18 protein-coding genes and 1 pseudogene are annotated in these 19,547 nt (G+C 70.0%); 6 read left to right on the top strand and 13 right to left on the bottom strand.

The genetic code is table 11. The features are described from left to right. Positions 1–50: 50 nt before the first annotated feature. Complete coding sequence (locus KBX37_RS27870) at positions 51–425, bottom strand: hypothetical protein (protein WP_210778872.1); 375 nt, start codon at positions 423–425, stop codon at positions 51–53. Between the two features lie 167 nt (positions 426–592). Then, positions 593–2,068 carry a tetratricopeptide repeat protein gene (locus tag KBX37_RS27875; protein WP_210778874.1) on the bottom strand — a complete coding sequence of 492 codons (1,476 nt, stop codon included), beginning with the start codon at positions 2,066–2,068 and terminating at the stop codon, positions 593–595. A gap of 262 nt (positions 2,069–2,330) precedes the next feature. Between KBX37_RS27875 and KBX37_RS27880 the strand changes: the two genes are divergently transcribed. Further along, positions 2,331–2,909: a DinB family protein gene (locus KBX37_RS27880; RefSeq protein WP_210778876.1), complete on the top strand. Its 579-nt coding sequence runs from the start codon at positions 2,331–2,333 to the stop codon at positions 2,907–2,909. A gap of 238 nt (positions 2,910–3,147) precedes the next feature. On the opposite strand, the gene KBX37_RS27885 is transcribed toward KBX37_RS27880, so the two are convergent. Next, a complete protein-coding gene (locus tag KBX37_RS27885; protein ID WP_210778877.1) occupies positions 3,148–4,068 on the bottom strand; it encodes a tetratricopeptide repeat protein in 921 nt (306 codons plus the stop codon). Between the two features lie 267 nt (positions 4,069–4,335). Here KBX37_RS27885 and KBX37_RS34900 point away from each other — a divergent pair, with 267 nt between their 5' ends. Then, entirely contained in the window at positions 4,336–5,211 is an 876-nt protein-coding gene (locus KBX37_RS34900; RefSeq protein WP_247659121.1) for a hypothetical protein, read from the top strand. A gap of 240 nt (positions 5,212–5,451) precedes the next feature. On the opposite strand, the pseudogene KBX37_RS36095 reads toward KBX37_RS34900, so the two are convergent. Further along, a pseudogene (locus KBX37_RS36095) lies at positions 5,452–5,799 on the bottom strand (transposase family protein); the annotation flags it as partial. Between the two features lie 161 nt (positions 5,800–5,960). Here KBX37_RS36095 and KBX37_RS27895 point away from each other — a divergent pair. After that, positions 5,961–6,452 carry a carboxymuconolactone decarboxylase family protein gene (locus KBX37_RS27895; protein ID WP_210778880.1) on the top strand — a complete coding sequence of 164 codons (492 nt, stop codon included), beginning with the start codon at positions 5,961–5,963 and terminating at the stop codon, positions 6,450–6,452. A gap of 361 nt (positions 6,453–6,813) precedes the next feature. On the opposite strand, the gene coaD is transcribed toward KBX37_RS27895, so the two are convergent. Beyond that, positions 6,814–7,338 carry a pantetheine-phosphate adenylyltransferase gene (gene coaD / locus KBX37_RS27900; protein WP_210778881.1) on the bottom strand — a complete coding sequence of 175 codons (525 nt, stop codon included), beginning with the start codon at positions 7,336–7,338 and terminating at the stop codon, positions 6,814–6,816. Positions 7,339–7,615: 277 nt separating this feature from the next. On the opposite strand from coaD, the gene KBX37_RS27905 reads away from it, so the two are divergent. Further along, a complete protein-coding gene (locus KBX37_RS27905) occupies positions 7,616–8,803 on the top strand; it encodes a helicase-related protein (protein ID WP_307849233.1) in 1,188 nt (395 codons plus the stop codon). Further along, positions 8,760–9,128, top strand: coding sequence for a hypothetical protein (locus KBX37_RS34910; protein ID WP_247659125.1), 369 nt, complete (start codon positions 8,760–8,762; stop codon positions 9,126–9,128). Before KBX37_RS27905 ends, KBX37_RS34910 begins: the two co-directional genes overlap by 44 nt. A 128-nt stretch (positions 9,129–9,256) precedes the next feature. On the opposite strand, the gene KBX37_RS27910 is transcribed toward KBX37_RS34910, so the two are convergent. The 8 genes from KBX37_RS27910 to KBX37_RS27945 all read right to left on the bottom strand — a co-directional run bounded on the left by KBX37_RS27910 (position 9,257) and on the right by KBX37_RS27945 (position 17,859). Then, positions 9,257–10,141: a glycine betaine ABC transporter substrate-binding protein gene (locus KBX37_RS27910; RefSeq protein ID WP_210778882.1), complete on the bottom strand. Its 885-nt coding sequence runs from the start codon at positions 10,139–10,141 to the stop codon at positions 9,257–9,259. 76 nt (positions 10,142–10,217) lie between these two features. Further along, positions 10,218–11,111 carry a proline/glycine betaine ABC transporter permease gene (locus tag KBX37_RS27915; RefSeq protein WP_210778883.1) on the bottom strand — a complete coding sequence of 298 codons (894 nt, stop codon included), beginning with the start codon at positions 11,109–11,111 and terminating at the stop codon, positions 10,218–10,220. Further along, positions 11,108–12,379: a glycine betaine/L-proline ABC transporter ATP-binding protein gene (locus KBX37_RS27920; RefSeq protein WP_307849234.1), complete on the bottom strand. Its 1,272-nt coding sequence runs from the start codon at positions 12,377–12,379 to the stop codon at positions 11,108–11,110. Before KBX37_RS27920 ends, KBX37_RS27915 begins: the two co-directional genes overlap by 4 nt. A 614-nt stretch (positions 12,380–12,993) precedes the next feature. Next, a complete protein-coding gene (locus tag KBX37_RS27925; RefSeq protein WP_210778884.1) occupies positions 12,994–13,215 on the bottom strand; it encodes a hypothetical protein in 222 nt (73 codons plus the stop codon). 234 nt (positions 13,216–13,449) lie between these two features. Continuing rightward, on the bottom strand, positions 13,450–14,163 hold the full coding sequence (locus KBX37_RS27930) for a hypothetical protein (protein WP_210778885.1): 714 nt from the start codon (positions 14,161–14,163) through the stop codon (positions 13,450–13,452). A gap of 202 nt (positions 14,164–14,365) precedes the next feature. Then, positions 14,366–15,217, bottom strand: coding sequence for an alpha/beta hydrolase (locus KBX37_RS27935; protein WP_210778886.1), 852 nt, complete (start codon positions 15,215–15,217; stop codon positions 14,366–14,368). A 192-nt stretch (positions 15,218–15,409) separates the two neighbouring features. After that, the gene (locus tag KBX37_RS27940; protein ID WP_210778887.1) at positions 15,410–16,333 is read right to left on the bottom strand and encodes a L,D-transpeptidase; all 924 of its coding nucleotides are present in this window, start codon (positions 16,331–16,333) and stop codon (positions 15,410–15,412) included. A gap of 80 nt (positions 16,334–16,413) precedes the next feature. Continuing rightward, positions 16,414–17,859, bottom strand: a complete 1,446-nt coding sequence (locus KBX37_RS27945; RefSeq protein WP_210778888.1) for an alpha-amylase family protein — start codon at positions 17,857–17,859, stop codon at positions 16,414–16,416. A 296-nt stretch (positions 17,860–18,155) separates the two neighbouring features. On the opposite strand from KBX37_RS27945, the gene KBX37_RS27950 reads away from it, so the two are divergent. Then, positions 18,156–19,547 (top strand): hypothetical protein (locus KBX37_RS27950; protein ID WP_247659129.1); only part of this gene is annotated, 1,392 nt, incomplete at its 3' end.

Consider the following 19,547-nt stretch of genomic DNA (forward strand, 5'->3'; position numbering starts at 1 on the left):
TCCGGTGTTCGGGTTCTGCTTGGTCGCTGAACCAGATACCGGAGACCTCGCTACATCTCGACCACCGACACGCGTAGATCCTCACCCAACAGCTCAAGCCCTGGCAGCGACTTCGACACAGGCCCTAGCGGGTGGCCTTCGAAGTCTGTGTTGACAGCCAGCAGTTGCGGCTCCGGATTCCAGCCCGAGTGGTCGAACGCCCAGCCATCCCAGGCCGCGTAGGTGTGGAAGACCTGCCGCTCGCCCGGAAAGCGCACCGCGATTATCTCGATGGGCCGGTCTGGATAGGAACCCCGGCAGACCCAGGCGAGGATGTGACACGCTCCGGCAGCGAAGAAAGCCTGGTCCGTCCGTTCCCATGCGACCCGCTGGTCTGATCGCTCGATCGGCGTCCGACGAAACGCTCCCGCTGCTTTGGCTGCCACAGCCCGGACGGTAGTGGATGAGCCGACGCATCCGCTCACTGCGCGCAGACCGCGCGTCCCCCAGCCGCTGCCGCCCGACTCTGCAGAGGACAGTGCGTGTGATCATGGCGAGGTCGAGGCTTGGCGTCGCGCGCCGATGGCCTTGTACCGCAACGGCAGTCGGGCGGTCAGTCGGCGTAGCGGGGCTCGCTGATCCGCCGCCGGAATTCCGCGTGAGCGGTCTGGAAGACGTCGTTGAGCCGCTCGAGCTCGGACTCGGTCGGTTCTCGCCGCAGACCGACCTCGATCTTGAAGTCGCCGTCCACGATCGCCACGTCGAGGCGGTCGAGCAGGTCCGCGGGAAGCCTGGTAATGACGAACTCGCGGAACGCGTCGGCGATCGTGCCCGCCATGTCGCCGCACCCGCAGGTGCGGCCATCCAGGACTGCACCGAGGTGGCTGCGGCCGATGATCGCGTCCGGGTGAACGGGATCCATGACGGTCAGGCCCTCCTCCAGGACCGTGCGGGCCTCCGACAGCCGGGCCTCATGCTGGAGGAACAGGCCGAGGGCGATGCAGGCCCCGCCGACCGTGTCATGGTCGGTGCCGCGGCGCGCCTGGTTCACTGCCTCGGTCAGCCGTTGCTCCGCCAGGCCCACCTGGTCGGCCTCCTTCAGCGCGAGACCCCAGTTGCGCAGCACCTGACTCCGCAGCTCCGGACGACCGATGCGCTCCGCCCTCGCGTGCGCCGAGGCGTACGTGCGCAGCGCCGCCTCGGCATCGCCGGCGTCGTCCTGGGCCATCGCCAAGCCGAGCGCTGCCGTCAGCGCCTCCTCCTGCCGGCCCTGGCGGTCGTACGAAGCGAGCACCCGCTCGATCGCATGAACCCGTCCTGCCTGGTCACCGAGATCACGGCCGAGGTTCGCCAGCGCGGACAGAGCGTTGAGCGTCGCCTGGTGGTCAATGCCGAGCCGCTCCTCCATGGCGGTGACCAGGGAGGTGAGCAGGGGCTTGGATGCCGGATCGTCGTGGTCCAGCATCTGGGTGACGACTCGCCCGACCTGCTCGACGACCTCGTCCGGCAGTTGGTGCAGGCCCACGAAGAGCGGCTCGCTGGTGCCACCGGCGTGCACAATCGCTGCTCGCAGCGCCAACGCGGAGGCCACCCGCTCGTGCCCGTTGCGCCACAGGTTGGCCACCGCCTCCTCGACGACCTGCCGGGCACCTACCACGTCGCCACGCTGCCGCAGCAGGTCCGCCAGCGGTTCCAGGCCGAACGCGTACCCGGCATGCTCGCGACCGTAGAAGGCGAGCCGCTCCTGAACGCCCTGCCGTAACTCCGTCTCGGCCTCGTCGAGTCGTCCGGCCATTCGCAGCGCCAAGCCCAGATTGAGTCGGTAGGTCAACTGCTCCTTGCGGGACTCCTGATCGCGCGGCGTCGCGGAGACGGCGCGGCGGTAGCACTCGATCGCGCGGTCGAGTTGATCGGCGTTGAGCAGCACATTGCCGAGGTCGCATTGAGCCGAGGCCCATTCCGGGCTGCCGTGACCATGTTTGTCCGTGGCGGCCTGCAGCTCACGCGTCATGAGATTCTCGGCATCGCCCATACGGCCCTCCCGCAACAGCGCGAAGGCCAGCTCGACCGGAGTGAGGGATGTCGTCACGAGCCGCAAGTCTAGGGCCCGCCTACTGACGTTCGCGCACCCCTGGGAACACCTCGAGCGAGGCCCCGCCCGGCGCGATCAACAAACATGATCGGACATCCGCATCTGCCGCGACTCGCGCGCTACCCACCGTTACGACGGACGTCGACGCATGGACATGGCGCAATCAGAAACCGCAATCGCGTGACCGCCACAGAGCTGCGGTTCGGAACGCGGGCGTACAGGGCATCGCGGCGGGCGCGGCGGTGAGATCCTGGGCGGCATGACAGACCTCGACGCTAAGGCGAATCTCTATCGGTACCTGCGGGAGGCGCGCGAGGCGCTGCTCGGGAAGCTCGACGGGCTGTCGGAGTACGACGTACGGCGCCCGCTCGTGCCGACCGGCACGAACCTGCTCGGGCTGGTCAAGCACGTGGCCTCGGTGACCGCCGGGTATTTCGGCGAGGTGTTCGACCGACCCTTTCCCGAACCGGTCGCGGGCCTGGACGAAGACGCCGAGCCGAATACGGACATGTGGGCCGCAGCCGACGAGTCCCGCGACGACATCATCGGCCTGTGGCACCGAGTCTGGGCACACGCGGACGCCACGATCGAGGCGCTCCCGATCGACGCGCCCGGCTCGGTGCGGTGGTGGCAACACACGCCGGTGACGCTGCACCTCATCCTCGTGCACGTGCTCGCCGAGCTGAACCGGCACGCCGGGCACGCCGACATCGTGCGCGAACTGGTCGACGGCCAGGTCGGCTGGCGGCGGCCCGGCGACAACGTGGTCGAGGGCGACGAGGCGTGGTGGGCCGCCTACCGCGAGAGGCTGGAATCGACGGCGCGCGAGTTCGCCTGAGGACGCGGTCTTCGCGTAACCCGCGGATGCCGTCCAATTCGTCCGAGAAACCGTTTGCATTCTGCCAGCGGCCGTCGCAGCCCGAACCCAAGGTCACATGCACGGATTTGCCGCCGACCGCGCGTGCCGGTCTCCTACGACTCGTCGCCGTGCGTATGGGGAGGACCGAGGCGGGCAGCCGGGGCGCGGCGTTCGAGGAAGTGCCCGAACTCGCGAACCTCGATACCCGTGAGATGTCCTAGATGCCGCGGGCGTAGTCGATGAGCGTCTGGCGGTAGGGTTCGGGCACCTGCGGCGCCAGGTCGGTGAGCGTGTCCATGTCGGCGACTGATCCCGTCGAGCGGGCACGGTACGCGGCGGCGGCCGCGCGCATCGTGATGTCGCCCGGCTCGAACTCCTCGCCGCGAGTGGCCAGGGCGGCGGCCTCGGCGAAGTCGCCTTCCTCGGCGGCCAGATCGGCCAGGTCGAGGTACAGCGACCAGTTGGCAGGGTCGAGTGCCAGGGCGCGCCGGAAGGCTGCGTCCGTCTGGGCACGGTTGCCGACATGGCGCCAGGTGCCGGCGCGGACGACCTCGGTGAACGTCACGCGCCGCACGGCGTCGGCCCGGTCGCACAGGGCGAACGACGCGTCGGTGCGACCGCACACGCGCAGCAGGATTGCCATGCGGGCCATCGCGTCGGGGTCCGCGTCCCGGTCGCAGACCGCCTCGATCGCCCGGAACCAAGGGGTGAGGCGTTCGCGGACGGCGTCGGTGTCGAGGTCGCGGTCGTAGTCGTTGATGCGCATCGTAGCCTCGGCAAGGGCGGCCGGGGTGACGGCGCCGAGGAATCGCTCGTCGCCGAACCACGGGGCGTACGCCCACGGGACGTCCGGCTGGTAGCCGGTGACCGCCCCGAGCGACATTGCGGCCTCGTCCATGTCGCCGTCGACGAAGGACAAGTAGGCACGGGCCAGCATGGGTCCGACCGTGTTCGCCGCCGCGACGACGGCAGTGACCTCGGCGGGCAGCTCGCGCCGCAGGTTCTCCAGCGCCGAGTACGGCTCCGGGTCGCGCGGATCAGCGGCGACCGCCCGCGCGATGAAGCTCGTCGCCGCGGCGGGCGAGCCGCCGCAGTGGGCCATCACTTGGGCGATGGCGAGCGCTCCCGTCGTCGACACGGTCGACAGCCTAGCGCCGCCCGGCGTCGCGGGCGACGAGGCCGGTACACCGCTGAAGGGCGCTGCGGGCCCAGGCAAGACGGACGCCGTGCAGGGCGGCTGCGGCCAAATGTCCCGCGCTGTCGCAACGACCGTCGGTCCGGCGCCCATGATCGGGTGCACTCATTTGCCGCTGGCCGGGCGTCGAAAGCTCAACGAGTGCGGTGCGTCCGACTCTGTCGATGAGCGGATGCCCCAAAGGCCCATGGGGTGTGATGATCGGGAACGATGAACAGCAGTGACGATTCCGCGTCGATGACTGTGGCACTGCGTCGGGTGGTGGTGCCGTCGCGGACTGTCGTGCTGGCCTGCGGCGGGTTTCTCGATCAGTGGGCCGACCTGGGGAAGCCGTTGTCGGCTCGTGCGATGCGGGCGGCGGATGCGGGCGGCGCCCACCTGCAGGACTGGCTCGCCGAGGCGGTCGCAGTGCCCGCCGGACCCGGAGCGTTGACGGTGACGGCGCGGACCCGGCCCGGTACATACGAGGCAATCGACACCATAGCCACGATTGAAATCGACCTGAACCTGCCGTGGTCGGCGGTGTCAGCTGGAGAGGAACCAATGGTCCTGGGTGATCTGCCCGTGGACCCGTCCGGGATGGTCATCGGCGACGCGGTTGCGCTCGACTCATGGGTCGGCTTCCTGCCGATGGCGCGCAGTGTTGACGGGTTAGCCGACCTGCGAATCTGGGGCAAAGGCGATGAGGAGGCCTGGGCGCACTTCGGCGCGCAACCGATTCCGGCCTTCCACACCAACCGCCTGCACGGCTGGTTGGATCTACCCGTCAAAGTTGCGCACGAGCGAGCGGCGACGATCAACCGGTGGGCGGCCACGAGGGGACACTTCGCGCACATGGCATCCGTCGACCTACACAGCCATCACCATCTCGGATGGCGAGCAGGCTGGCAGGATCCCCTCGGCGCCGGAGTGATCGAGGTAGCCGGCTGCCCGATCCTTTGTGTCGGCTGGGCACCGAGCGAACTTCAGCGATTCAAAGCAGGCAGGCCGTTTGGGCAGGTGTACCCGCTGACTCTGGAGCACGTCGCCGGCAAGGCTGTACTGCGGTGGACCATCCCACCCGCCGCAGCCGAGGCCCGGTTCTGAGGGGGCGGCGGCGCAGCAATGCGCCGTCGCTAACCGGCATGTAAGTCCGATGACCACGGCGGTGTCGTGACGCATCGCGGAGAACAGTTGCACGTCAAGGCCGGTGCCGGGGCGGGGGTTGCGGACGGTCTTGCCGTCCAGGGCGAGCCCGATACCGGCGTGGGCGTCGAGCAGGGTGTTCAGCCAGGTGCAGATCAGCCGGTCCATGACCGCGGCGTCGACGGTCTCGGTCAGCCGGCGCAGGGTGTCACGGCCGGGCGGGATCCGGATGTCCAGGACGGGGTGCCGGCGGGCACCAGCGGCGTCGAGGAGGGCCTGCGGGAGTTCCGCGACCCGGTCGGCGGCCTGCCGGAAGTCGCGGGCCCCGCACAACAGTGCCATGGTCAGCACCGTCAGTGCAGCGGCGAGGGGATGCCGGATGCCTTTTGGCTTACGCGGATCCTTGACCTGCGCGAACACTGCGGCAAGCGCGGTGACCCGGCCGAGGTCGACCTGCCCGGCCTCGTTCGTGACGACATCGGTGACCGCGTGCGAGACTGACACGAGCGGCCTTTCTGGTAGACGACGGTTGGCGTAGAGAACCGCCATCGTCTACTGAGGAAGGCCGCGTCCGGTTCACCAGGGTTGCCGTCATCAGGCACAACGAAGATCAACTAACTTTGCTTTGGCTCTGGATCGGGACCACAGAGTCCACTCCGCGGGCCGTATATTTTCGCTGGGAAGTCGCCGACGCCGACAGGAGCAACGAGATGACCGATGTGACCATCACCAACCGCCGGGCCGACAGCTCGGCCAACGAGGACCTAGCCAAGCTCGCCCGCCACGGCGCCGACACCTTCGGCTACAAGGCCCACTTGCGCATCGACCGCCAGCTTGCCCAACTCCTGCGCTTGCGGGTGTCTCAGATCAACAACTGCGCCTACTGCCTCAACCTCCACTACGAGGCAGCACGCGACGCCGGCATTCTCCGACCGGTGATCGATACTCTGACCGCCTGGTGGGAGACAGACTTCCACGACGACGCGGCCCGCGCCGCCCTCGCCTACACCGAGGCGATCACTCGCGTCGCGGATGCGACCGTCGCTGACGATTTCGGTGCCCGGCACGACGCGCTCGCCGAGCACTTCTCGCGGGAGGAGATCCTCGAGATCATCGGGATCGTCATCAACATGAACGTCTGGACCCGACTCAAGATGGCCGAGGGCGCCGTCCCCGGGCTCGCCGAGCAGACGATGTTGTAAACCCGCTCACCTGCCAGGCCGCAGTGCACGCCGTGAGCGACCAGCTTGCCGGGCTGCTGCCCGACGCCGAGCGAGGCGCGCTCGAGGACCACGTAGCCTGCTGCGACAGCCTTCAGCCCGCCGCTAGACGCCGTGGAAGCCGTGTTGGGCAGCCTGGCCGGAGTGCTGTTCGTCGCCGACGCGCTGCACACCCAGACCGGACACGCCCAGCAGATCACCGCCCGCAACGCCCACTTGCTGCTACAGCCGCGAAGCGCTCGTCACCGACGGTAATGTCGGCGCCGGTCGCCGGCGTCCGGACGTAGCCGAGAAGAGTGCGCCCCACCTCGAGGCGTTGCCACCGTTCCGGTACCGCTGGGGGTCACTCTTCAGCGTTCAGCGACGGGCGGGCCGACTGTGCCGAGCGGTATGCGCGTGCGACCGTGGACGAAGTGGCGGCCAGCTGCGGACGCGACGGCAACCAGACGGTCTGAATGCCGAGTTGCTCGTTCATCGCAGCGAGCTGGTACTCGTGGCGAAGGTCCGCGGCCGTACGTAGGCCGCGGACGATGACCGTGGCGCCGCGGTGCAGGCAGTAGGCGGTGGTCAGGCCGGTCCAGGTGTCCACCTCGACATTGCCCCAGGCCGACGGCATGGCGTCGCGCACGCGTACGGCCCTGGCCGTGGCCTCGGCGGTTGGTCGCTTGTCGGCGTTCACCGCCAGCAACACGATGACCCGGTCGAACATCACCCGGGCACGGGCCACCAGGTCGCGGTGCCCCGGGGTGAACGGATCGAACGTACCGGGATAGACCGCCAACGAACCGCGTACCGGCGCCACTCCACGTTCCGACGTAGCCGTCACCGCGACTCCAACCACATGGCCGCGATCATCCCAGCCGTACATCTGCCGACCCGACTTTGGGCCTTGTCGTCACCGCCGACCACCGCCGACATCCTGATCTGCCGCCGACCGCGCATTCGGTGTCGCCTTGTCGTGCCGCGATCGGTGCGCGTCATCACGGCGTGGAGTGGCCGTAATCTGGCCGCCGTAGTCGTGAAGGTGAAGCTTGCGATCGTTGGCTATCATTCGGTGGCGCCAAGCCTCTTGCCGTTCCGATGCAAGACGGCACTGGCCTGTGGCTGACTACCGACAACTTGGGCATCCGGCGGGAGCAATGCGGGTGCTGGCGGACTTGGACAACGTGGTGATAACGGTTGACTGGGGTCGGCTCCGGCACGCGTACGGCTGGGCGACGGACACCCCGGGGCACCTAGTACGGCAGCCGCTGGACTACGTCGGTTCGCTCGCCAACGCCGCGAGGGTCATCGCCGGTCTGCACCTCGGCGAGAAGCGCCTGGTCTTCTGCGAGTCCCGACAGACCGTCGAGGAGCTCGGGCAACTGCTGCGGGAGAAGGGAGTGACCACCTTCCTCTCGCACGCATCGCTGTCCACGGACGAACGTCGCCGCGCCGAGCAGGCGTTCAGCGAGGCCCGAGACTGCGTCATCGTCTCGACCAGCACCCTTGAGCTGGGCATCGACGTCGGCGACCTGGACCGCGTGATCCAGATCGACGCCCCCGCCACGGTCGCCTCGTTCCTGCAACGGCTCGGCCGGACCGGACGTCGCCCGGGCAGCAGCCGGAACTGTCTCTTCCTGACCCTCGACGGAGAGGCACTGGCCGAGGCAGCCGCCCTGCTCCTGCTCTGGTCGCGCGGCTGGGTCGAGCCGGTGACGGCGCCGCCCGAGCCCCGGCACATCGTGGCGCAGCAGGTGCTCGCCCTCTGCCTGCAGGAGCACCGGATCGGCGACCAGTTGTGGACGCAGGCGTGGAACGGGCTGCACCCTTTCGAGGAGAGCGCCCGGCCGATCGTCCGGCACCTGGTCGAGCACGGCTACCTCGACCAGGACGGCGGCATGCTGTTCATCGGGCCGGCCGCCGAGGAGCGCTTCGGCCGGCGGCACTTCATGGAGATGACCGCCGTGTTCACCGGACCCCCGGAATTCACCGTCCTGCTCGGGCGCAACGAGCTGGGCCGGGTCGATCCCAGCCTCCTCACCGAGGAGGTCAAGGGCGAGCGCCGGCTCCTGCTCGCCGCCCGGAGCTGGCGGGTCACCTACATCGACTGGCGTCGCCGGAGGTGCTTCGTCGAGCCCGCCGAAGGGGGGCGGGCGGGCCCGCTGGTCGGGCGGAGGCTGGGCATACCTCGGTTTCGAGCTGATCCGGGCGATACGCGAGGTGCTGCTGGGAGCGGATCCTCCGGTCACGCTCACCCGTCGCGCGGTCGAGCGGCTGGCGCGCGAGCGATCGGAAAAGCTGCACCTCGTGCACCCGGGTGGCACCCTCATCGTCCGGGAGGACGAGGGTGACCTGCGCTGGTGGACCTGGGCCGGCTTCCGTGCGAACGCCACCCTCACCGCCACTCTCAGCGAGCTGGCCGATCCGGTCGAGCGTTTCGACGCCTGCAGCATCCGCCTGCGGGAAAACGTCACCCCAGCCGCTTGGCGCGCACTCACCGCCGACGCCGCTGACCGTCTCTGCCTCCCTGAGATTCACGAGAAGGCTCTCGACGGCCTCAAATTCAACGCGGCCCTGCCCAAGCGCCTCGCCGCGGCCACCCTTGCCGCCCGCCTCGCGGATCTCGACCGGGCGGCGGCGGTGCTCAGCGAGCCGACCCGGTTCGTCATCACCTGACTCACCAGCGGGGGTGCGTCGCCGACGACCGCCGGCGAGCGGATGGTGGCCAGCTCCACCGCCCGCGATGGCGTACGGACGCGACCGGGGACCCGCCGGCAGCGGCGAGTCCCCGGTCGTGGGCTGGGTCAGGCGAGCGCCTTCAGGTAGTCGGGGTTGGCCTTCAGCCACTCCTCGACGGCCTTCTTCTCGTCACCCTTGTGCGTGTTGAACATCAGGTCCTCCAGGGACGCGAGCTGCTCGCTGTCCATCTTGAACTGCTGCAGCCTCTTCGTGACCTCGGGGAAGTCCTGGCCGAAGCCCTTCCGGGCGAAGGTGTTGATCTGCTCGGCGGCGCCGAGGGTGCCCTTCGGGTCGGCCAGGTCCTTCAGCTCGTACTTGGCGTACGCCCAGTGCGGGTGCCAGAGGGTGACCACGATCGGCTTCTTCTCGGCGATCGCGCCGTCGAGCGCGGCCAGCATGGTCGGGGTGGAGGAGGTCTTCAGCTTCATAACCCCGTCCAGGCCGTAGCCGGGCAGCACCTTCTCCTGGGTGGCCTTGGTGAGGCCGGCGCCCGGCTCGATGCCGATCATCTGCCCGTCGAAGGTGCCGGCCTTGGCGGCCAGGTCCGCCAGCGAGTCGACGCCCTCGACGTACTTCGGCACCGCGATGCTCAGGCTGGCGTCGTTGTACCAGACGCCGAGCTTCTCCAGCTTGTCGCCGTACTTTTCCAGGTACGAGGCGTGGGTCTGGGGCAGCCAGCCGTCCAGGAAGAGGTCGATGTCGCCGTTGGCCAAGCCGCCGTAGACCAGGCCGGCCTCCAGGTTCTTGAGCTCGACCCGGTAGCCCTCTTCCTCCAGGATGTGCTGCCACAGGTGGGAGGCGGCGACCGCCTCGTCCCAAGCCATGTAGCCGATGGTGATCTTCTTTTCGTTGCCGGACCCGCCGTCCGACTTCGCGCTACAGGCGGCGCCGCCCAGGGCCAGGGTGGCGGTCACGGCGAGCGCCAGGACGCGCTTCAAGGTGGTGAACACAGGTTTTCTTCCTTCTCTCTGAACAGCCGGCGGACCCGTACACGGGCAACAGGGGTGCTGGCGCGGAGGGCGACGGTCAGGCGGCCTGCCGCGCGAGGCGCTGCGCCCGCGCGGAGGGGAACCGGTCGCCCACGGAGTCGGTGAGCCGGTCGAGCACCACGGCGAGCACCACGACGGCGATCCCGCCCTCGAACCCGCTGCCCACCTCGACCTGGGAGAGCGAGAACATGATCACGTCGCCGAGGCCGCCGGCGCCGACCATGCCGGCGATGACCACCATGGACAGGGCCAGCATGATGACCTGGTTGACCCCGGTCATGATGGTCGGCAGGGCCAACGGCAGCTTGGTCCGGAGCAGCACCATCCACGGTGGTGCGCCGAACGACTCGGCAGCCTGGACGATCTCCTGGTCGACCTGGCGCAGGCCGAGCTCGGTGAGGCGTACGCCGGGCGGCATGCTGAACACCAGCGTGGCCAGCACGCCGGGCACGGTGCCGATGCCGAAGAAGAAGATCGCCGGGATCAGGTAGACGAACGCCGGCATGGTCTGCATGAGGTCCAGCACCGGCCGGGCCAGGGCGGACGCCCGCCGGTTCTCGGCGACGAAGATGCCCAGCGGGATCGCCAGCAGCAGGGCGAGCACGCTGGCCACGAGCACCTGCGCGAGGGTGCTCATGGTCTCCTCCCAGTACGGCATCCCGGCCACCAGGCCGAGGCCGACCGCGCTGCCGAGGCCGAACTTCCAGCCGCGCAGCCACCAGCCGAGCGCGGCCAGGACGAGGACGACCGCCACCGCCGGTACGCCGTTGAGCAGGTCGTCGAGCGGCCGGACCAGGGCTTCGACCATGGCCGCGACCGCGTCGAAGACCGGGTCGAGGGTGCCGGTGGCCCAGTCCACGGCAGACTCCACCCAGGTGCCCAGCGGCACCCGGGGCAGCCAGGCGTCGAGCGGCGACGGGGTGCCAGTCATGCCGATTCTCCCTTCGGGCCGACCAGTTCCACGTCGGCTGGCGCCGGCTGATCCGCCGGTTCGTCCGTCGCGGGCACCTCGTCGGGGGTGGCGCTGGCCAGGGCGCTGAGCAGGGTGATCCGGGGGATCACCCCGACCAGCCGGCCCCGGTCGTCCAGGACGGCCAGCGGGTGCTGGCTCGCCGCGCAGTCGGCGAACAGGTCGGCCACCGCCGTGTCGGCGGTGACCGTGCGGACCCGCTCGGTCGAGACGTACCCGTCGAGGCTCGGCCGGCCCTCGCGCAGCGCCCGCAGCACCTCGTCCTCGGTGACCGTGCCGAGGAACTGCTTCATCGGCCCGGTCACGTAGACCACCGAGGTCTGGCTCTCCCGCAGAGCGCGGCTGGCCACCCGGGGACCGGCGTTGACGTCCAACACGTGATGCGGCTTCTCCATCACCGACGAGGCGGTCAGGATCCGGGTCCGGTCGACGTCGGCGACGAACTGCGCCACGTAGTCGTTGGCCGGGTCGGTGAGGATCTCCTCGGCGGTGCCGATCTGGACGATCCGGCCGTCCCGCATCACCGCGATCCGGTCGCCGAGCCGCATGGCCTCGTTCAGGTCGTGGGTGATGAAGATGATGGTCTTGCCCAGCTCGCCCTGGAGTTCCAGGAGCTGGTCCTGGATCTCCCGGCGGATGAGCGGGTCCAGCGCCGAGAACGCCTCGTCCATCAGCACGATGTCGGTGTCGGCCGCGAGGGCGCGGGCCAGCCCGACCCGCTGCCGCATGCCGCCGGAGAGGTCGTGGGGAAGCTTGTCCGCCCACTCCTCCAGGCCCACCATGCGCAGGGCGTCGAGGGCACGCGCGCGCCGCTCGGCCTTGGGCAGGCCGGCGACCTCGAGGGCGTACCCGGCGTTCTCCAGCACGGTCCGGTGTGGCATGAGCGCGAAGTGCTGGAAAACCATGCTGATCTTCTCCCGCCGCAGCTTGCGCAGCGCGGCGGGCTTGAGCGTGGTGAGTTCCACCCCGTCGACCTGCACGCTGCCCCGGGTGGGGCGCACCAGGCCGTTGAGCATCCGGATGAGGGTGGACTTGCCGGAGCCGGAGAGGCCCATCACGACGAAGACCTCGCCGGGGCGTACCTCGAAGTTCGCGTCGATCACGGCGGCCGTGGCCGGCAGGCCCGCCATCGCCTCGGCTCGCGGGGTACCGCTGGCGAGTCGCCTCATCGCCTCGTCAGCCCGATTGCCGAATATTTTGTAGAGCGACTTCACTGTGAGTGCGGGCACGGTCCCCTCTCCGATGACAACCGCTGGCGGATCGCGCCATCGGTGGCAATCTTCGCGTCTCGTCCGTCGATATCAACATCGGTCACATTCAGCTGGCCACAGGGGCAGGCCCGGAAACCTACCGACGTCATGAGGGAAAAGCCAGCCGAGACTGCGGAGATTGTGGATATGCCCACAAGACGTGACACCTCGGCGGGGTTAAATCCGGTCGTCTGCACGCACCGCAGACGTGCCTGTACCAGGTGCCAGAGGATTGGTTCGACCTCTTCCGGGGCTTTTGTTCCGTCCGGCGCGGGTGCCGGCGGCGCTCGGTCCGCTGCCGCCGTTCGTCCCCGAATATGACGACAGCGATAGAGGATTGTCATGTGTTTGTGCATTCACCGTCAGGTGATTGTCATTATCGGCCGGCTCTTCCGGTCCATCGGTGGCGCGGTTCCGCAATCGGGTCGCCGCCTCCCGGACGTCGCCGGGCGGCTGGCGTCGAGTACTTCGTCCGCTAATTCCACGAGCCGGCCAGGCTGACGCCGGGCGGCACGCAGCACATCACTCCCTGAGGGAAATTGAGACTCTGAGACCCCTCCGGGGCCTACCAGCGCTGTCGTGACCGGTGCCGGTCAGACGTCGGCGACGACGAGGAACTCGTATCTGCCGGCGCCCACCGAGCGGTCCAGGGTCCGCATGAGCGGGTGGCGGTGTCGCGCGGGCCCCTGGACGAAGAAGGGCATGTGCTGTCCGTCCACCGTGGTCGGTGGCAACACGGTCTTCGCCCCGACGCAGTAGGTGTCCACCAGGATGCCGGCCAGGCTGATCCCGTCGCCATCCCGTCGCGCGACCATGACGCTGGTCAGGCCGGCGGTGTTCCTCGAGGAGGCGTCCGCGTCGACCCAGTCAACCGGACGGTCCTCGATTCAGGCCCTCGCTCCACCCTGGGTTCATCCAGCATCCGACGAGCGGCAGATCCGCGACTCTCAGACATCGATCTCAGCATCCAGCGGCTCATTACGCGCGCCCAGCCAGGTGGCCGCGGTCGTTCTCCCCGTCCTGCTGGTCGCCTTGGTCGGCGACCTTCGTCAGAGTTCCGCCACCGCGGTGAAGTGGTAGTTGCCGGGCCCGACCGACCTGTCCAGGGTGCGGATGACCCGGGCTGTGTTGTCGTACGGGCCTTGCTGGAAGTAGGGCTTGCCCTCCAGCCCGAACGTGATTCGGCTCGGCGGCTGCCATACCCCGAGGTGCGCCGCCGCCGAGTAGTAGTCCCGGTGCGGGTCGAAGCCGAGGTTTCGTGCGAAGTCGACCGCGCCGAAGACGAGATCCTGCGCGAGTTCGATGGGCGCGCGCAGCGGTGCGTCGTCGTAGGCGCTGAAGAAGTCGCCGAGGAACAGAAGCAGATCCTGCTCGTCGACGAGCGCGGTGGATGGCACCGCGTTCTTGACCCCCAGGCAGTAGGTGTCCACCAGGTAGCCGCACAAGCTGGCACTGTCGCCATCCCGACGGGCGACGGCCACGCTGACCAGGCCGGCGGTGGCGAGCGGAGAGGTGTCTTCGTTATCGACCCAGTCGGCCGGTCGATCCTCGATGATCAGGCCCGCGCTCCAGCCGCTGCTGATCCAGCATCCGAGCAGTGGCAGATCCGCGGGGCCCTTCCGCCCCGGTCGGTCGACGGCAACGCCACGGACGAGGGGTGTGACGGTCGCTCGGGTGACCCCGAGGGCCTTCGCGATCTGCTTGGGGGTCTTGCCTGCGGCCCGAAGCGCCTGCGCCCGGGTCTTCAGCTCCTCGGAATCCACCCAGCCATCCTGGTGCCGCCCGACCCCAAGGTCAATCACGTGCCGTTCACTCGCCGATCATGAAGTTGTGGTGCGTGAGAGGTGTCCGTTGTCGCTTTTGTCGACGGCCTCGACTCCATGATCGACCGCCACTGCCCGCCTCGCGGAGCTGGACCGGGCAGCGGTGGTGCTCAGCGAATCGACCGGTTCGTCAGCACCTGACTCACCAGCGGGGCGCTTCGCCGACGATCGCCGGGGAGCGGGTACAGGCCATCTCCACCGCCCAGTCCAGCGCGCGGTCGGCCACCTTCTCCCAGCCCCGCTCGCCCACCGTGAAGTGCGAGCGCCCGGGGAACTCCTGGTAGTCGGTGACCGCCCGGGACCTGCGGTACAGGTTGGCGTTCGACTTGACCAGGGCCGGCGGCGACACGTGGTCCGCGCCGCCGGCGACCAGCAGCAGCGGCGCCCGGTCGTCGCGCGCGTTGTCCACCGTCGCCGCGGAGCGGGCGTCCAGGTTGGCGAACGCCCCCTCGAAGAGCACGTGCCCGGCCGCCGGCACGGCGTACCGCTGCCAGGCCCGGTCGGACTCCTCGCGGGTGAGGGTGTTGCCGAAGGCGTACCGGAACTCGTCGGGCGTGATCGGTACGGCCCGGTGCCGGTTGCCGGGGCTGCGCAGCACCGGGTACGCCGACCGCAGGGTGCTCACCGGCAGCCGGACCACGCCCCTGGGCGCCGCCGGGGCGATGGCCACCGTGGCCGCGCCGAGCCCCTTGTCGAGCAGCACCTGGGCGACCAGCCCGCCGAAGGAGTGTCCCATGATCAGCGGCGGGTTCGGCAGCTCCCGGACGAGCGCCGCGTAATGGTCGACGACCTGTCCCAGGGTCAGCCCGGCGATCGGGGCGGGATCGTCGCGCAGCGCCTGGACCTCCGCGTCCATCCCGGGCCAGGCGGGGGTGAGCACCTGGAAACCGAAGGCCCGGTAGCGCCGCGCCCAGTGCTCCCAACTGCGTGACGTCATCCACAAACCGTGGATCAGCACGATCGTGTCGACCCGGCCGGTCGGCGCGGTGCCCATTGGCGTACCTCCCCGGTGTGCGCGGACCCGGCGGCATACCCACCGGACGGCACCGGAACCGGCGGGGGCCGACATTTGTCATGTCCGGGTCGCGACGTTGGTTCCGGCCGGCGAGGGACGGCGGGACTTCTGGCCGGGCCGTGCGGGTCGGACGCGGGCTGTCGGGCGGTGGTTCCGTCGTCCGGGACGGGGTCAGGCGGTGGGGGGTGGAGTGGCGAGCCGCTCGACCACCACGAGCGGTGTCCCGGGGGGCACCTCGGCGAGCAGTTGCCGCTGGGCGCTGCGGGTCAGCCGGATGCAGCCGTTGGTGGCGTTCTTGCCGAGCGTGTCGTCGTTGTACCAGCTGTGCAGGCCGATGTGCGCGCCCCGCAGCCCGGTCGGCACCGCCTCCGGGTCGTCGGGTATCGCGCCGAGGGCGAAGATGTCGACGCCGCCGTAGACCGCCTCAGGGGGCGGGGTGCGGCCGAGGACGAAGGTTCGACCGAGCGGGGTGGACTGGCCCGGCATCCCGAGACTGACCGGCCAGGAGTGGGTGGCCCGGCCGTCCCGGTACCAGGTCAGCCGGTGCGACCGGCGCTCCACCACGAGCTGGTCGCGCAGCGCGACGGTGCTCCAGCCGCCCGCCGGCAGCCAGGCGATCCGCCGGTTCGCCGACGGCAGCAGCACCGCCGTCCAGCCCGTGCGGTGCTCCACCACCGGCATCGTGACCTCCACGCCGCTGATGGTCGGGGCGAGCAGGGCCAGCGGGCGTCCGCCCGGGGCGTCGTAGGCGGCGATCCGCCGGGTCGGCGACAGCCCCTCGGTCAGTGGGGTGGTGTCCTGCGGGCGGGGGTCGGCGGGGAAGCCGGTGGGCGCCGGGTCGTAGTCGACCACCGGCAGACCGGCCGGGGCGGGCGCCGCAGCCGGCACCGACTCCTCGGGGGTCGGCTCGACCGTCGGTTCGGCGGTCGGTTCGGCGGTCGGGGCGGCCGGTGCGACCCGGGTCGGCGGCGGGGACGCCTGGTCGTGGCGCAGCGCCGAGTTGACCAGCAGCGCGAGTGCGAGCACCGCCGGTACGCCGAACGCGGCGGTCAGCCAGGCGATGCCGAAGCGGGACGTCAATCGCTCAAAGAACACAAAACCACTCTAAGGGACAGAAAGCCGGCAGGGCGCCCGCCCGGCGGAACCGCGCCGGACGAGAGCCCTGCCGGGACGGGTCAGGACAGCTTGGCGCCGACGTGGATGGCGACCGCGTCGTGGGCCGGGATGTTCGCCGCGAACCAGCCGTTGGCGTCCACCGTGATCACCGGCCCGGAGCAGGAGCCGTTGGCGTGGTCACCGTGGATCACGTCGCAGTACCGGCCGGCGGGCAGCCCGGCGTAGTAGGACCGGCCGGTGATCGCCGAGCCCTCGTCGTTGATGGTCAGGTAGCCCTTGCCGGCGCGGCTGAAGGCGATGTGCTGGTAGCCGTTGTCGTACCAGTTGGCGACCGCGGCGCCCTGGGTGGCGTTGTGGAAGCCGACCATGTTGGCGACGACCCGCCAGCGGTGCTCGCACTCCCAGCCGGAGTAGCAGGTGGTGTTCAAGGTCTTGTTGTTGGCGTCCGAGGGCGGACCCTGGTCGCGGGAGCTGAAGGTGTAGCTGGACATCACGGTCGGTGCCCCGTACGGCCAGGCCAGCATGAACGCGTTGGTCAGGACGTAGGCGGCCCCGTTGCGGTAGGTCAGCACGTTGCCGTCGCGCTGGGTGTCGTGGTTGTCGACGAACACCTCCGCCGAGCCGCTGGGCAGGTAGCCCCACGCCTCGCCGAAGTTGCGCAGGTACGCCAGCCGCTCGTTGTTGAACATCCGGGCCAGGTCCTTGCCGTACCGGAACTCGTGCACGTCGCCGTTGCCGGTGTACTCACCCGGGCCGATCGGCTCGCCGGCGCCGTGGATGACCTCCTGCACGAGGTACGCCGAGCGGGACAGCTTGCCCTTGATGGCGGCGATGTCGCCGGCCGGCAGGTGCTTGCTGGCGTCCAGCCGGAAGCCGTCCACCCCGAGGGCGAGCAGGTCGTTCAGGTACGCCGCGATCTTCGACCGGACGTAGTCGGACTCGGTCTTCAGGTCGGAGAGGTTGACCAGCTCGCAGTTCTGCACCTCGTACCGGTCGTTGTAGTTGGCGATGTCGTCACCGCCGTTGCGACCGCAGTGGTGGAAGTCCTGGGTCTGGTAGCTGCCCGGGTAGTCGTAGTGGCTGTAGGACGAGCCGGCCCAGCCGGTGCCGGGGGTGTCCTGGCCGGACATGTGGTTGATCACCGCGTCCACGATGACCTTGACGCCCGCGGCGTGGCAGGTGTTCACCATCGACTGGAACTGCGCCCGGGTGCCCTTGCGCGACTCGATCCGGTAGCTGACCGGCTGGTACGCCAGCCACCACTGGTTGCCGCGGACGTGTTCCTGGGGCGGTGAGACCTGGACGTAGCCGTAGCCCTTGGGGCCCAGCACGGTCGTGCACTCGCTGGCCACCGACGGCCAGTTCCACTCGAAGAGCTGGGCGATGACGTTCCTGGCGCCGGCGGGCGCCGCGGCGGCCGGGGGAGCCGCCACGGTGATGGGGACGAGCAGGCTGGCGAGCACGCCGAGGGCGAGGATCGCCGAGCGGCATCGATGTCGATGCATCGGTACTCCCTGGGGGTCGGGGGGTGGTGGCGACGCGGGGGAGGGGGTTCGCCTGACGGCTTCTTGCAGTCAGGCTGAAAATTTTCGGAAAAGGTTACAAGCGTGTTGCAACGCCTGTCAATGGATGGACATGCGTCGTTGCGCTGGGCGCTACACGCGCCGCGGGCCGGGACGGTTCGACGGGTCGCCCGAGAAATTCGCCACCGGCACTGATCCGTACGGGCCGGAGGTCCGTACTGGATGACGGAGCAGGTCGGCCGGTGGTGGTGCCGCCGTGAGTCGCGATCGAGGAGCAGATGGGCCGGGCAAAGCAGAACCAGAAGGTGACGACGGTCCGGACCACCACCAGCAGCCGTGGTGTCCGGACCACGTCGAAGCCCGCGATGGCACTGCTGATCGGATCCGCGCTCGCCCTGATGTGGGCCGGTGTGGAGCTCAGCGGCGCCGGCGGGTCGATGTACTCGTACGGCTTCTTCTTCACCGAGTTCTTCGCCGGGGTGGTCGCCCTGGTCGCGCTGAGCCTCACCGTGATGATGGGGCTGCTCGCCACGGACCGGCTGGTGCTGAAGATCCCGCACCGGGTGCTGCTGCAGTCCGCGCACCGGGCCACCGGCGTGCTCGGCGTGGCCGGGCTGGTCTTCCACGTCATCACCAAGGTCGCCATCGGCCGGGCCGGGCCGACCGACGCCGTGGTGCCGTTCGTGGGTGGGCGGGGCCTCTACGTCGGGCTCGGCACGGTCGCCGCGTTCCTGATGGTGAGCGTGCTCTGGACCGGGATCATCCGGGTCCGCTTCGCCGGCGTCGGTCCCAAGTGGTTCTGGCGCGCGCTGCACTCCATGGCGTACGTCGCCTGGCCGTTCGCGCTGCTGCACGGCCTCAACGCCGGCCGGGCTGCGGCGTCCTGGGTGACGCTGAGCTACCTCGCCTGCGTGCTGCTGGTGGTGGCGGCGCTGATGGTGCGGCTCTCCGTCCACCTCGGCAAGCGCAGCCGGGAGCAGCACCAGGCCGCCGCGATCAACAAGGCGATGGCCGGCAGGGCGACCGACGAGGGCAGGGGTCGGACCCTGCTCGCCGGGCTCGGCCGCCGCAAGGCCGAGGCCGAGGAGAAGGGCGTCCGGGGCGGCTGGGCCGAGACCACCGTCGCCGCGTCGTGGACCGCGCCCACCGGCACCGCCCGGCGCCGCGACCCCGACCGGTTCACCGTGCCGGTGGTGCCCGAGCCCGGCACGCTACGTGAGCCCGTCCGGGGCGGCCGGTCCCGCCGCGACGTCGAGGACGTGCCGACCCCGCGCCGGGAGCGTGACCTGGAGCCGGCCGCCCGCCGCCGGAACTCCGAGCCAGTCGAGCGCCGCCGGGACGCCGAGCCCGTCGAGCGCCGCCGGGACGCCGACCGCCCGCGCCGCCGCGACGAGGACGTGGCCCCGGTCTCCGGGGGCCGCCGCGCCCGGTACGACGAGGAGAGCGCTCCGGTCCCGGGCGGTCGCCGCGCCCGCTCCGACGAGGACGTCGCGCCGGTCTCCGGGGGCCGGCGGGCCCGGCGGGACGAGGACGTCGCCCCGGTCTCCACCGGGCGGCGGGCCCGGCTCGACGCCGAGGACGTCGCGCCGGTCTCCACCGGCCGGCGGGCCCGCCGCGACGACGTGGCCCTGGCCGCCCGCTACTCTGCTCGGCCGCGGCGCCGCGTGGAG

Source organism: Micromonospora sp. U56 (genome assembly GCF_018070095.1).
GTDB classification, from domain to species: Bacteria; Actinomycetota; Actinomycetes; order Mycobacteriales; family Micromonosporaceae; genus Micromonospora; species Micromonospora purpureochromogenes.

Coding starts and splice junctions, on each gene's coding strand:
- coaD (WP_210778881.1), bottom strand. CDS start 7,338: ATGTACGGCTGGGATGATCGCGGCCATGTGGTTGGAGTCGCGGTGACG.
- KBX37_RS27945 (WP_210778888.1), bottom strand. CDS start 17,859: ATGCATCGACATCGATGCCGCTCGGCGATCCTCGCCCTCGGCGTGCTC.
- KBX37_RS27880 (WP_210778876.1), top strand. CDS start 2,331: ATGACAGACCTCGACGCTAAGGCGAATCTCTATCGGTACCTGCGGGAG.
- KBX37_RS27935 (WP_210778886.1), bottom strand. CDS start 15,217: ATGGGCACCGCGCCGACCGGCCGGGTCGACACGATCGTGCTGATCCAC.
- KBX37_RS27915 (WP_210778883.1), bottom strand. CDS start 11,111: ATGACTGGCACCCCGTCGCCGCTCGACGCCTGGCTGCCCCGGGTGCCG.
- KBX37_RS34900 (WP_247659121.1), top strand. CDS start 4,336: ATGAACAGCAGTGACGATTCCGCGTCGATGACTGTGGCACTGCGTCGG.
- KBX37_RS27895 (WP_210778880.1), top strand. CDS start 5,961: ATGACCGATGTGACCATCACCAACCGCCGGGCCGACAGCTCGGCCAAC.
- KBX37_RS27925 (WP_210778884.1), bottom strand. CDS start 13,215: ATGGTCGCGCGACGGGATGGCGACGGGATCAGCCTGGCCGGCATCCTG.